Origin of the sequence: Acidaminobacter hydrogenoformans DSM 2784, assembly GCF_900103005.1 — a bacterium.
Lineage (GTDB): Bacteria > Bacillota > Clostridia > Peptostreptococcales > Acidaminobacteraceae > Acidaminobacter > Acidaminobacter hydrogenoformans.
On the sequence record NZ_FMWL01000001.1, the window covers coordinates 25,712 to 38,577 of the forward strand.

General features: G+C 49.1%; 11 protein-coding genes. 4 read left to right on the forward strand and 7 right to left on the reverse strand.

Features of this window, described 5'->3' with window-relative positions:
* Positions 1-54: 54 nt before the first annotated feature.
* The 4 genes from BLP63_RS00115 (at position 55) to BLP63_RS00130 (ending at position 4,854) form a co-directional block, all read left to right on the forward strand.
* The gene (locus BLP63_RS00115) at positions 55-2,322 is read left to right on the forward strand and encodes a sensor domain-containing diguanylate cyclase (RefSeq protein ID WP_092588858.1); all 2,268 of its coding nucleotides are present in this window, start codon (positions 55-57) and stop codon (positions 2,320-2,322) included.
* A gap of 276 nt (positions 2,323-2,598) precedes the next feature.
* Positions 2,599-4,224, forward strand: a complete 1,626-nt coding sequence (locus BLP63_RS00120; RefSeq protein ID WP_092588859.1) for a CTP synthase — start codon at positions 2,599-2,601, stop codon at positions 4,222-4,224.
* A gap of 101 nt (positions 4,225-4,325) precedes the next feature.
* The gene (locus BLP63_RS00125; RefSeq protein WP_092588860.1) at positions 4,326-4,562 is read left to right on the forward strand and encodes a hypothetical protein; all 237 of its coding nucleotides are present in this window, start codon (positions 4,326-4,328) and stop codon (positions 4,560-4,562) included.
* On the forward strand, positions 4,543-4,854 hold the full coding sequence (locus BLP63_RS00130; protein WP_092588861.1) for a YbjQ family protein: 312 nt from the start codon (positions 4,543-4,545) through the stop codon (positions 4,852-4,854). Before BLP63_RS00125 ends, BLP63_RS00130 begins: the two co-directional genes overlap by 20 nt.
* A 135-nt stretch (positions 4,855-4,989) precedes the next feature.
* Here the strand turns inward: BLP63_RS00130 and BLP63_RS00135 are convergent, their stop codons facing one another.
* The 7 genes from BLP63_RS00135 to BLP63_RS00165 form a co-directional block, all read right to left on the reverse strand.
* The gene (locus BLP63_RS00135) at positions 4,990-6,105 is read right to left on the reverse strand and encodes a M20 metallopeptidase family protein (RefSeq protein ID WP_092588862.1); all 1,116 of its coding nucleotides are present in this window, start codon (positions 6,103-6,105) and stop codon (positions 4,990-4,992) included.
* A gap of 353 nt (positions 6,106-6,458) precedes the next feature.
* Positions 6,459-7,040: a hypothetical protein gene (locus BLP63_RS00140; protein ID WP_092588863.1), complete on the reverse strand. Its 582-nt coding sequence runs from the start codon at positions 7,038-7,040 to the stop codon at positions 6,459-6,461.
* Positions 7,041-7,367: 327 nt separating this feature from the next.
* Positions 7,368-8,747 carry an argininosuccinate lyase gene (gene argH, locus BLP63_RS00145; protein WP_092588864.1) on the reverse strand — a complete coding sequence of 460 codons (1,380 nt, stop codon included), beginning with the start codon at positions 8,745-8,747 and terminating at the stop codon, positions 7,368-7,370.
* Between the two features lie 34 nt (positions 8,748-8,781).
* Positions 8,782-9,900 carry an alanine dehydrogenase gene (locus BLP63_RS00150; protein ID WP_092588865.1) on the reverse strand — a complete coding sequence of 373 codons (1,119 nt, stop codon included), beginning with the start codon at positions 9,898-9,900 and terminating at the stop codon, positions 8,782-8,784.
* A gap of 55 nt (positions 9,901-9,955) precedes the next feature.
* Positions 9,956-10,933: an ABC transporter ATP-binding protein gene (locus tag BLP63_RS00155; protein ID WP_092588866.1), complete on the reverse strand. Its 978-nt coding sequence runs from the start codon at positions 10,931-10,933 to the stop codon at positions 9,956-9,958.
* Complete coding sequence (locus BLP63_RS00160; protein ID WP_092588867.1) at positions 10,923-11,945, reverse strand: ABC transporter ATP-binding protein; 1,023 nt, start codon at positions 11,943-11,945, stop codon at positions 10,923-10,925. Before BLP63_RS00160 ends, BLP63_RS00155 begins: the two co-directional genes overlap by 11 nt.
* Before the next feature lie 15 nt (positions 11,946-11,960).
* Positions 11,961-12,863: an ABC transporter permease gene (locus tag BLP63_RS00165; protein ID WP_092588868.1), complete on the reverse strand. Its 903-nt coding sequence runs from the start codon at positions 12,861-12,863 to the stop codon at positions 11,961-11,963.
* Between the last annotated feature and the right edge of the window lie 3 nt (positions 12,864-12,866).

A 12,866-nucleotide genomic window follows, 5' to 3' on the forward strand; every position in this document is an offset into this window, starting at 1 on the left:
CATCTATGGTATAATTGTAACACAAAAAACCAAGCTTCGAGGAGAGTGAATCTCTTGCATACAGAAGTAAATAACAGAAGCAGTCTCGTCCCCGAGGCGCTTCCCATGCGGGAACGGGTCGATTGGCTCAACGACCAGGCCGAATACATAGAACGCACCACCCCAGCCGAAACGTTGAGAATATCCCAGAACGCCTTGCAAATGGCCGCCTCCATCCATTATCCCTCCGGAGTAGCCAAAAGCCTGTATCTCATTGGAAGAGGCCATCTGCGCCTGGGCAGTCTCTTTGAATCCGAAGCCCACCTCAAGAAAGCTTACGACCAGGTGCTGTCCTTGAAGGATCCTGAGCTGGAGGCCGAGATCTTGAACGCGCTTGGAATCGTCAATCTCTATCTCAAAATTTACGACCTCAGCTTCAAATATTTCCAGCGCGCCTTGACGCTTTCAAAAAAAATTGGCACGCGCGCATTGGAAGCGCGAATACTTAACAACATAGGTGAAGTTTACCGAGAACTCAAAGACTACACAAAAGCCCTCGACTTCTACCAGCAGAGTCAGGAGACACACCAGGCGGTCAGCAGCCCCATCAATAAATCTGTAGCGGTCTCAAATATAGCAGGACTTTACCTCGAAATGAACGATTACGACAACGCGACGCTTTATGTCGACAAGGCCATAGAAATTGCAAAGGCTGAAGAAAATGTCATGATCGAATCTGCCTGTTTCCATTACGCAGGCATTATCGAAAGAAAAAAAGGGCATTTCGATGCTTCGCATGAGAAGTTGAAAAAGAGCCTCGAACTCAACAAAATCACCAAGGAAATGATCCATGAAGCCGAGGTTCTGATCGATATTCACAGGACTCTTTTTGAAAAGGGCGAGCACAGCCGGTCTTTAAAAATTTTGTTTGATGCTTTAAAGATTGCTCAACGCCTTAATTCGGAAACCTTGCTCCTCCAGGTTTATGACGAAATGATCCCTGCCTGCGAAGCCCTCGGCAAAACAGAGGACGCCCTTGCTTACGCCAAGAAACGCCACAACGCTGTTCAGGCTATTGAGAAAATTGAACGCGCTCAGCGCCTGAGAGGCCTTGAGATCCAGTTGGAAGCTGACACTTCCTATCAGGAAAAAGAAGCTTACAGAGCGCTCAGCCAGGCCCTCGAGCATAAGGCCAAAGAGCTCGAGGACCGGTCCAACGAGCTGCAGGATGCCTATCATACCCTCAAGGTCATCAGCGACATAGGTAAACAGATCACCGCGGTTTTAAGTCTCGAAAACATTTTCACCTTAGTGCATAAACACATCACGGATCTGATGAACGCCGACTTGTTTGGCATTGCTCTCTACAATTCCGAAACTGACGCCATACACTATGAGTACCTCGTGGAGGATGGCCTGCGGGTATATGACGTAAGAATTCCTATGGCAAAGGACAACAGCTTCGCCGTCTGGTGTTACCGGAACCGCAAGGAAATCATGATCAACTCGGATCAAAGTGTGTTGCCAGAACCTGTCAGAATGTTTTCCTCCAGCTTTGGCGCCCTTATGCCAGCCATTATGTTCTATCCCCTGACGGTCGAAGATCAAATTATTGGCATCATTACAGTCCAAAGTCTCACCAGCAACGTTTACACCAAGCAGACTCTGGATACCCTTGGCACGCTGTCTGCTTATCTCTCCATTGCCATTCAGAACGCCCAAAACTCCGAACGGCTGCACCTTGAAATCCAGGAGCGCGAAGCCGCACAGCAGAAGCTTCGGCTGCTTAATGAAGAATTGGCAGCACTCTCTGAAATGGATGGACTGACCGGGATTGCCAACCGCAGACGCTTTGACGAGTTTTATTTCCAGGCATGGAGCCGGGCGAAAAGAGAAAAAGAACCGCTGACCCTGCTTATGATTGACATTGATTATTTCAAACAATATAACGACACTTACGGCCACATCACTGGAGATGAAATGATCAAACGCACCGCCGCGCTGATCAGCGATAATGTGAAACGCACCAGCGACCTGGTTGCCCGCTATGGTGGTGATGAATTTATCATCCTGCTGAGCAACACGGATGAGCACGGCGCGCTTATGGTCGCCAACCGGATTCGACACGCCCTGGCAGAAGAAGCAGTCATTCATTCGCGTTCGCCCCTCGGTGTCACCACACTTAGCATAGGTATGTCTACCTGCATTCCAGACCGAACCATGATTATGTCTGAGCATATCCAGTCCGTTGATGCTGCGCTCTATGAAGCGAAGCTGGCCGGAAGGAACCGGATTGTCGCCTGTGATATGAGGGAAAAGCGGTTTACGGAGTACGCGTCATAGAAGGGGCCGTCACAAAACACGCCCTCAATGATTTACGCAAAATTATTTCAATAGAAGCCCGGTACGCGGTTGACGCCTGCCGGGCTTTCATTTATACTTATTCAATATTAGTTCGAGCAATGACACACCCTAAAGGGTGAGTGCCATAGTGATCAAGACAGCCTGAGAGTGGTGGGTCATCCGAAATTGGGGGACCTCTCACTCTTTTTTTATTGCCTTGATCACTTCAGTCAATTGCCGCGACTCATTATTTTGTGCAAAGGGAGGTATGAGCAAATGACTACCAAGTACATTTTTGTCACCGGTGGGGTGGTCTCATCCATCGGCAAAGGGATCACCGCAGCATCATTGGGACGGCTTCTGAAATCCAGGGGGCTTCGCGTGACCATCCAGAAATTCGACCCCTACCTCAACATGGACCCCGGAACAATGAGCCCTTATCAGCACGGCGAGGTCTTTGTCACAGAGGACGGCGCAGAAACGGATCTGGATCTCGGCCACTACGAACGTTTCATTGACATTAACCTGGGCAGCAGCTCCAACGTGACAACGGGGAAAATTTATTGGTCAGTCATTTCGAAGGAACGACGCGGCGAATATTTGGGCGCGACAGTTCAAGTCATCCCTCACATTACCAACGAGATCAAGGCCAGAGCTTACCAAGCCGCAAAAGACCAGGCGCCGGATGTCGTCATCACGGAAATTGGAGGTACCGTTGGCGACATTGAGAGCCTCCCTTTTCTCGAGGCCATCCGCCAGATCCGGTATGACCTTGGACGTGACAATGTCATGTACCTGCACGTCACCCTTGTGCCCTATCTTGAAAAATCAGGAGAGCTGAAGACAAAACCGACGCAGCACAGCGTCAAGGAGCTTCGTGAGATTGGTATACAGCCTGACATGATCGTGTGCAGGACAAGCGTACCGCTTCCAGAGGAGGTCAAAAGCAAGATCGCACTGTTCTGTAATGTGGAAGCAGCGGATGTCATCCAGAATCTCGATGCGCAGACCCTTTATGAGGTGCCGCTGAAGCTCGAGGAGGAGGGTCTTGCGGATAAGGTATGCCGCCGTCTGGGCCTTTCCTGCAGTGCGCCTGACCTGACGGCGTGGCGGGCTGTTGTTGAAGCTGAAAAGGCCTGTACACAGCGTCTGCGAATTGCTCTCGTAGGCAAATATGTCGAGCTCCACGACGCCTATCTCTCCGTCGCGGAAGCGCTGAAACATGCAGGGATCGCCAATCATACCAGTGTCGAGATCGACTGGATCCACTCCGAGCAGATCAATGATGACAATGCAGCGGCGCTGCTGGCTTCCGCCTGTGGCATCCTCGTCCCTGGGGGCTTTGGCGACCGCGGCATTGAAGGTAAGATATCTGCTATACGGTACGCCCGTGAAAACGGCATTCCTTTCTTTGGTATTTGCCTTGGGATGCAGCTCGCCGTCATTGAGTTCAGCCGCAGCATTCTGGGCTTATCAGACGCAAATTCCTCCGAGCTGAACCCTTTTACAAAAAATCCTGTCATTGACCTGATGCCGGATCAGCATGGCGTCATTGACAAAGGCGGCACCATGCGACTGGGTCGGTATCCCTGCGTCGTCAAAGAGGGCACCAAAGCATTCGCCGCCTATAACGCTCCGCTGATCCACGAGCGTCACCGCCACCGCTACGAGGTCAACAACGACTACAGGCCTCAGTTAGAAGCAGCGGGTATGGTCTTCAGTGGGGTATCCCCGGATGGACGTCTCGTGGAAATTATTGAGCTTCCTGGCCATCCATGGTTTGTCGCCGGACAGTTCCATCCGGAATTTCTATCCAGACCAACACGACCGCAGCCCCTATTCCGGGAATTTATAGCGGCGGCCAGTACTTTTTCCAGTAACAACTTCGCTCATACCGATTAAAAAAGGATTAAGTTTTCCACCCTATTATTGCAGAAAGCATATTTTCATTAGATACTGTAATTAGAAAAAGCGCCACGCTCATAAAGAGGGAGGGATCCACAGTGAAAAAACTGGCCCCTATAGTCATCACCGCTATCCTGATCGCCTACCTTGCCATCTACCTTTGGATTCCCTTCAACCTGGATCAAAATCCCGGGCCGTGGTTTGGAAAAGTTTTGTGGGCGGCAATTGGCGCTGGTGCCGTTGGGATGATTACCGCAGCTGTTTACACCCTGGTCATAAGGCTCAAAGAAATTGACAAAGAGGAGAAGGATAAAGATGATCTTAGTAAATACTGATTTCATTACGGGCAAAGAACTCGAAACACTCTCCATTGTCAAAGGCTCCACAATCATGTCAAAGCATCTTGGAAAAGACATTATGAGCGGTTTAAAGACCCTGGTCGGCGGTGAGCTGACTGAATACAACGCTATGATGAACGACGCCCGGGCGCTCGCAACTAAGCGTATGGTGGAAGAAGCCGTATCAATGGGCGCAGACGCGATCATCAATGTCCGCTATGCTTCAAGTGCCATCATGCAGGGCGCAGCGGAAGTTATTGTGTACGGGACAGCGGTTAAATTCAAATAGTTTGCGCAGAAGAAACGAAGAAGCAGCTTAAAATTTGAAATGCGCACTGCGAAGAATCCTCTAAAATGACAAAATGACTATGATAAAAGGAAGCAAGCGTTTTTATTACGCCTGCTTCCTTTTTGTATGCCCGGATTACATAGCAGCGAGCTCTTTAAATAGTTCCACCGCAGTCTCGATAATCTCATCATTGAAATCATACTTATGGGAATGAACATTTGGATAATCCACGCCGTTTCCAATGTAGCAAATGGCGCCTTTCGTCTCTTTCAGATAATGGCCAAAGTCCTCAGAACCCCGGAAGGCTTCTTTCATTTCTACGACTTCAAAGCCCTTGTTCTGAGCTGCTTCCCGAATTTTATCCGCGCTCACTTTATGGTTGAACGTTTCCGGAAAATAATCCTGATAAGAGAAGCTGACCGTCAAGTCCTGTGCCTCTGCCAGAGAAGTCGCCAAGTTCTCGAGATTTTTTTGAAGCTGATCCATTTCAGCTTCGTAAAGCGCCCGAATGGTCAAGAGCAGCTCGCCTTTACTGGCGTTGACACCAAAGGCTTTTTCACCCACATCTACCTGGATGACCGTACAAAGTACCATGCCTTTATTTTTCTCCGGCGCAATAAATCCCGGAATGGCATCAATGATCCTCGCAATGGCGAACGCAGGGTTGACGCCCTTTTCAGGCTCACTGGCATGGGAAGGCTTGCCCTCCATGTGAATAACCATCCCTTTTGAAGCGCAGTTGGTTGTCCCGTCAATGATATTGACTGACTTAAGTGGCATACCGCTCATATTGTGATAAGCGAAGATTTCCTTAATACCATTCTCCCTGATGAAGACTTTGCACTCCGCAGCGCCGTCTCCAGTTTCCTCCGCGTGCTGAAAGAGAAAAAAAATGTTCTTGTCTGAGCCATTTTGAGCCACTTCCAGAGCGAATGCCGCGAGTGAAGCCGCGTGTCCATCATGGCCACATTTGTGGGAAATTCCAGGAAATAGAGACCCATAGGGAAGCTCTATACCTTCTTTCATTTTGATTGCATCAAAATCTGCCCGGAAGGCAATATTCTCTCGATCCTCCCCCGCACGGTAAATGGCATAAAACCAGCGACCTCGATCTACGATCTCAAGCTTGGTAGTCGCTTTGAGAAAATCTATCAGGTGTTGCTTGGTCCAGACTTCTTGATTGGAGAGCTCAGGGTGTTGATGCAGCTCGCGGCGCAGCTGAATCGCGAGCTCCAGGTTCTTATGATCCAATTCATCCAACTCCTTCATTTTTGAAAATCGTGGGCCGACTAAAAGCTTTAGCTTCAAGCTGCTCTTATTGTATTTAAAAGCAAAATTGATGCCAATTCGCAAATAATCGTCAAAGCTTCAGAATTTTCTGATCCCCGAAGGCTTTATGAGCATTCAAAAACCGTTTCAGCCTTCTAATGCGGCCACTTGAAGCTTTGATTCAACTTTAAAATGAAAGAATTTTTTTCACAGCGCATCATTTTTGTTTATCCCGCGCTGCAGCTTTGATCATTTCTAAATCCCATTATAGCGCGACCGGTAAAAAACAAGCCGCGGCTTGTAAACATTTTTTTACAAAATTTTATTCCCTGCGGTTAAGAAAACGGATCCTTCTTTTCAACGAACCTGACTTTCGCCTTCATGAAGCGTTTTATTATTGACCGCTCTTCATTGAGCTCCCTCGACTCTATAAAAAGATTCGAAATAGTTTCCCACATGAATACCCAGCCGCCCACAAACAATCCGTCCTCCAGGATCCGAATCATCAGGGCATCAGATTTGAAAGGCCCCATGTATGCAATGATGAAGAATATTATTCCGAGGATAAAATACTTCATGGCTTCCAGCTGCTCTTTCCGACGCTTCTTTTCATTCCTGATTGCCATGTAGTCAAAGTGATGCTTGAGGGCGCTGACCAAAATTTGCTCCTTTTGTGAATTTTTCAGCGTCGCAGGAATAAAAAACTCGAAAATGATCTCATCCCGCTTTGGAATATCTTCGACGGAATCCCACAAAAAATCGAGGAATTCGTCTTCAATGTCCCTCATTTTAAATGGAGAAGGGTCCCAGTCGTCGAAGACGTCATCATAGCTGTCCAACCAGATTGGTATAATATAAGCGTTTGTATCAGGATCTCTGTTGTAGTTTTCAAATAGCTTTTTTTTCTTTATCTTCATTTGAATCTCCCCAACTGGCGCAGTTCAGCCATTAAAGCTGCTTCTATTTGTTGTCTAAAGTCAATTATACCCAAAAGGGCACGTCTATCGTTCAAAAATGTTCATGAATTTCCTAAACAAGGACTTCCCTTTGACAATTGCCCAAGGCCAATCGCAGCTGGACCTTCACCGCAAGTATATTTGTGTAAGTGGCACTGCCCAAGACCATCGGCAAAAAACAAAACGACCATAACCAGCACACTGCCCCATCCGGGCGTGATACGAACTGGAAATGGTCGTTGGGGGAACACCTTCGTCCGCACAAAATTGCTCATTGCGGTATTCATTCTAAATCCTTGATAAAAACGCTTTCGCGTTCCGGATCTGCCTCTCAACCTCATCATAGGAGGTCCCGCCAAAACTGTTTCGCTTCTCAATGCAGCTTTCCACTGTAAATTGAGACAGGTCATTCAGTTCGACCGGGAATCCCACGTGTATCAAATCCTCTTTTACGACTTCCGCAAAAGCTTTGCCTTGCTGTTCACAATGCTTGACCAATTCCCCAACGATCTCATGAGCCTCCCTGAATGGAATGCCATTAACGACCAGGAATTCTGCAATATCCGTCGCCTCTATGAACCCTTTTTTTAGCTGCGCTTTCAACACTGCCTCGTTAAAGGTCATCTGCTCCAGCATTCTGGCAAAAATGAACAGCGTTCTGTCCAGGGTATGTATGCTGTCGAAGAGCGCCTCTTTGTCCTCCTGATAATCCTTGTTCAGCGTCAGGAATGTGCCCTTCAGCACGGTCAGCAATGTGACCAGGTTTCCAATAGCCCTTCCCGCCTTGCCTCTGACCAGCTCAGCAATATCAGGGTTCTTTTTCTGGGGCATGATGCTGCTGCCCGTGCAGAAGCTGTCCTCCAGCGTAATGAAATTGAACTCCTGAGAGTTGAAGACAATGATCTCCTCAGCAAAGCCACTCAGATGCGTCATACACAGCGCCGCGTTGAACAAGTATTCTGCAATGCCGTCCCGGTTCGCGACCGTATCCATGGCGTTTTCAGACGGCGCCGCAAATCCGAGCAGCGCCGTTGTATAGTGCCGGTCTGTAGGCAGGGTTGTCCCCGCCAGCGCACATGCGCCAAGTGGGTTGACATTGAGTCGCTTCAGCGATTCCTGCAGGCGCTCCAAATCCCGTCTGAGCCCCTGAAAATGGGCCATGTAATAAAATCCCACGGTAATGGGCTGCGCATGCTGCAAGTGCGTAAAGCCCGGCATGATTTTATGGGCCTCTTCCTCCGCCTTATTCACAATAACTTCAAGCAAGTCTTTCAGGTGACCAATAGTTTTCTTCACAGCCTCTCTCAAAAAGAGTGCTTCGTCCAGAGCATTCTGGTCATTGCGGCTCCTCGCCGTGTGCAGATACTTGCCCGCGTCGCCAATCTCTTCAATGAGGGCTTTTTCAATGATCATCATGATATCCTCATCCAGAATGCTGAATTCAACCTCATTTTGATCAAGCTTCTTTTCAACGGCCTTGAGGCCGCTTTGGATCTGCGCACAGACCTCATCGCTGACAATGCCCTGCCTGGCCAGCATTTTCACATGCGCGGCACTCCCCATAATACTGTATTTGTACAGCTTATGGTCAAAGCTGATGGATTCATTATAATCCGCGGTATAGTGCGTCATCTGTTTAGAAAACCGCCCACCCCATAAGTTTGACACGAAAAAACCTCCCTGTTCAAGCACGGCAAAGCTATCAGCTTCTCTCTATGGCCTCAAGGGGATCCACATAAGGAATGCCATGCTTGTCCGCAGTTTCCACGAGCGTCAGCTGACCTTTGTAGGTCGTAAGTCCCCGCCTCAAATGCGGGTCACGGCGAAGGGCTTCCACCACGCCACGGTTCGCGATCTCCAGGGCATAAGGCAGCGTACATTCAGAGAGCATCTGCGACGCCGTTTCAGCAAAACCGGAAGGGATATTATCCACCGCGTAATGCAAGACACCTTCCTCGACATATACAGGGTCGTCGTGGGAAGTACTCCTGCAAGTTTCAATGGCGCCCGCCTCGTCACAGGCCACGTCCACAATTAACGCGCCCCGCTTCATGAGCTTCAGCTCTTCGCGGTTGACCAGATGGTCCTGCCTGGTCTTTGGCCAGAGGATACAGTTGATGAGCACATCCGTTCGTTTGAGGCAAGTCTCAAGATTTTCTCTGTTTGAGAATAAAAACTCAACATTGACAGGCAGCTTTTCTCTGGCCTTATCCATAGCTTTTTTGTTGATGTCCAGCATAGTGACTCTGTTGCCAAAGGCAGCTGCGAGCTCAGCTGCACCTACCCCGGACCAGCCGCATCCAATAATGGTCACATCCGGCGTCGCCACACCCACTATTCTGTTAAGAAGCAGGCCCCTTCCACCATGGACGCTCTGAGAAAAGTGAAGGGCCGCCAAAAAACCGCCTTTTCCAGCGAGAATGCTCATAGGCGCCAGCATAGGATAGTCGCCGTTCTCATCATCCACATCCTCATAGCAAATCCCGGTGATGCCGCGGTCAAGAAGCACCTCCGTCATCTCACTGTGGGCGTTTGAGTGCAGATATGTAAACACGATCTGGTCTTCATGAAGCAGTTCGTATTCTGAGGCTTCGATTTCCTTGACCTTGTACAGCATATCGCAGCGCTTGTATAGCGCTTCCCGCGGTGTGATCTGCGCGCCGGCCCTGACATAAGCCTCGTCCGGATATCCGCTGCCCAGACCCGCCTGCGGCTCCACGAGGACCGTGTGGCCGCGCTTTATCAATGCAGCTGCCGCGGAAGGTGTCGCGGCAACACGACATTCATTCTTCTTGATCTCTTTTGGAATGCCGATGATCATTTAATCGTCTCCCATCTCAAGTTTCAATTCCGGATCTCATCCGGCATCCTATAGCCTATCTGCCATTGACAACATAGCACGCCACAAAATGTCCCGGCGACGTCTCCACAAAATCCGGATCTCGGCTGACACATTCCGGAACTGCGTAATCACACCTTGATGCAAAGCGGCAGCCAGGTTTTACGTCAACCGGGCTTGTGACTTCACCTTTGATCAGCTCAAATTCTTTGTTCCGCATTCTGATATCCGGTTTCGGAATAGCCGCCAGCAAAGCCTTTGTGTAAGGATGCTGCGGATTTGAAAACAGTTCTTCTGAAGGTGCCTGCTCCACACACACGCCAAGATACATGACCATGATATCATCCGAAATATGTTTGACGACAGACAAATCATGGGTGACAAACATATAGGCAAGTCCAAGCTCATCCTGGATGTCCATGAGAAGGTTCAAGTTCTGTGCTTGTACTGAAACGTCCAGTGCAGACACCGGCTCGTCACAGACAATAAACTTTGGATTCAGTGAAAGGGCTCTCGCAATCCCTATGCGCTGGCGGCGCCCGCCGTCCAGTTCATGGGGATAGGAGTTCGCATAGCGTCTGGCCAGTCCAACGAGATCCATCAGGCTCGCCGCTTTATTGAAGGTTTCCTTATTTGACTTATACAGTTTGTGTATATACATGTACTCAGAGATAATCTCTATAACAGACTTCCTGGGATCAATACTTGAATACGGATCCTGAAAAATGATTTGCATATCCTTGCGGACTGGCCGCATTTTTTTGACGGAATAATCCGTAATATCTTTTCCTTCAAACAAGATCTGACCGGACGTTGGTTCAAGCAGCTTGATAATCGTTCGTCCAAGCGTAGATTTTCCGCAGCCGGATTCCCCAACGACGCCCATAGTTTTTCCCGAAAAAATTTTCATATTGATGCCATCTACCGCATGGAGATGAGAGCCGCCCCTAAGCTTAAACCATTTTCGAAGCTCAATGGTCTCAAGAAGAGGTTTTACTTGATTGTCATTCTGCATGCTGATCTACACCCGCCTTTTGTTTCCCTGCCTGTTCGGTGAACAAGTAACAAGCAATCTTATGTGTCCCATTGACGTAAGCTTCCGGACGCGCCGTCAAGCATATATCCATGCGGTGTTCACACCGCGGCGCGAAGACGCAGCCTTTGGGAAGGTTTGTCGGATCCGGCATAAGCCCCGCAATAGGACTTAAGCGCTCAGACTTGACGTCCAGATTCGGGATTGAATTAAACAGCCCTACAGTATATGGGTGATGTTTGTCGCCCAAAAATATATCCTCTGCGGTTCCCGCCTCAATAATGATGCCTGAGTACATGACTGCGACATCATCACAAGTCTGGGCTACAATCCCTAAATCGTGGGTAATCATGAGCATGGAGGTTCCCAGTCTGTCCCTGAGCTCGCGTATCATGGTCAGTACCTGCGCCTGGATCGTAACATCCAGAGCCGTTGTCGGTTCATCAGCAATCAAAAGCTCCGGCTCGCAGGAAAGCGCCATGGCTATGACCACTCTTTGCTTCATGCCCCCTGAAAATTGATGCGGATACTCGCCGCTTCTCGAAGGCATGATGCCTACCATATTCAGTGTAAAGGCCACTCTCTCGTTGACCTGTTCCTTTGACATGTCGGGATTATGAAGCTGAACCGCTTCAGCAATTTGCTCCCCAACCGTCAAAACCGGATTCAGGCTCGTCATAGGGTCTTGGAACACCATGGAGATTCTGTTGCCCCTTACGGTTTGCATATAACGCTCATTTTTTTCAAGGAGATTCTCTCCGTCAAAGTAAATTTCACCTTCGAGAATACGTCCTGTTATAGCCGGCAACAGCCTGAGAATGGACAGTGCGGTCGTTGTCTTACCCGCCCCCGTCTCTCCGACAAGCCCCAGTGTCTTCCCCTTGCCTATGGAAAGTTCCAGGCCATTCACAGCCTCAACAGTCTCAAGGTCCGTCTTGTAAATAACCTTGAGGTTTTTTATTTCCAGTATTTTTTCTGTATCCTTGTGAGCCATGAAAAAACCTCCCGGCTATGATTTCAAGTGTGGATCCAGCGCGTCCCGAAGTCCGTCACCCATGAGGTTGATAGAAGCCGCGGTGATAACGATAGCACCTGCTGGGAACAGCATGAGCCAAGGCGCCGTGCGCATAAATTCGCGGGCTTCAGAAAGCATCAAGCCCCATTCCGGCTGCGGAGGCGGCATCCCGAGACCAAGAAAACTGAGTGTTGACTCATACAGGATGATTTTAGCAACGTTAAGCGTTGTATTGACAATGATGACACCCACCGCGTTCGGAAGAATATGCGACAGAATAATTCTCGCGCTTCCGGAGCCACCCGCGCGGGCGGCCTCAACATAATCCTGTTCTGAGAGATTGAGGACTTGAGACCGGACCAAACGCACATAATTGGTAAAGTAGGCAAGGGTCAACGCAAATAACAAATTGATAAAGTTAGCACCTAAAGCGTAAACCACTGCCATGGTAAAAAGGATGTCCGGTACGGACATAAAAATGTCGAGGCTGCGCATTATGAAGTTATCCACTTTACCGCCAAAATATCCGGAGATTGCGCCGAGAGCGCTGCCCAATACCGCTGAGCTGAGTGTTGCCAGCAGTGCAATACTTAACGACGTACGTCCGCCATGAAGCAGGCGCGCGAAAGCATCCCGGCCATAGCCATCCGTCCCGAACCAATGCTCACCGGAAGGCGCTGCCAGCTGCTGAGAAAAATCCTGTTTGGTTGCCATTTCATAAGGCACTATAACATCCGCTGCCAACAAAGACACAGCAATAATTGTAAAGAGAACAAAGCCTATAACGGCACCCTTACTTTTGCTGAACCTTCGCCAAATTTCTTTGATTTGACTGGGACGCTTGTAGCTATCCACTGTCGTGGACTTAACCGTCTGAGGGTTCATTTTAGTTTCCACGAT

What these genes read in the sequence shown, in the direction of transcription:
- BLP63_RS00150 (WP_092588865.1), bottom strand. Translation starts at nt 9,900, where the DNA reads ATGATCATCGGCATTCCAAAAGAGATCAAGAAGAATGAATGTCGTGTT.
- BLP63_RS00130 (WP_092588861.1), top strand. Translation starts at nt 4,543, where the DNA reads ATGATCTTAGTAAATACTGATTTCATTACGGGCAAAGAACTCGAAACA.
- BLP63_RS00140 (WP_092588863.1), bottom strand. Translation starts at nt 7,040, where the DNA reads ATGAAGATAAAGAAAAAAAAGCTATTTGAAAACTACAACAGAGATCCT.
- BLP63_RS00160 (WP_092588867.1), bottom strand. Translation starts at nt 11,945, where the DNA reads ATGGCTCACAAGGATACAGAAAAAATACTGGAAATAAAAAACCTCAAG.
- BLP63_RS00155 (WP_092588866.1), bottom strand. Translation starts at nt 10,933, where the DNA reads ATGCAGAATGACAATCAAGTAAAACCTCTTCTTGAGACCATTGAGCTT.
- BLP63_RS00120 (WP_092588859.1), top strand. Translation starts at nt 2,599, where the DNA reads ATGACTACCAAGTACATTTTTGTCACCGGTGGGGTGGTCTCATCCATC.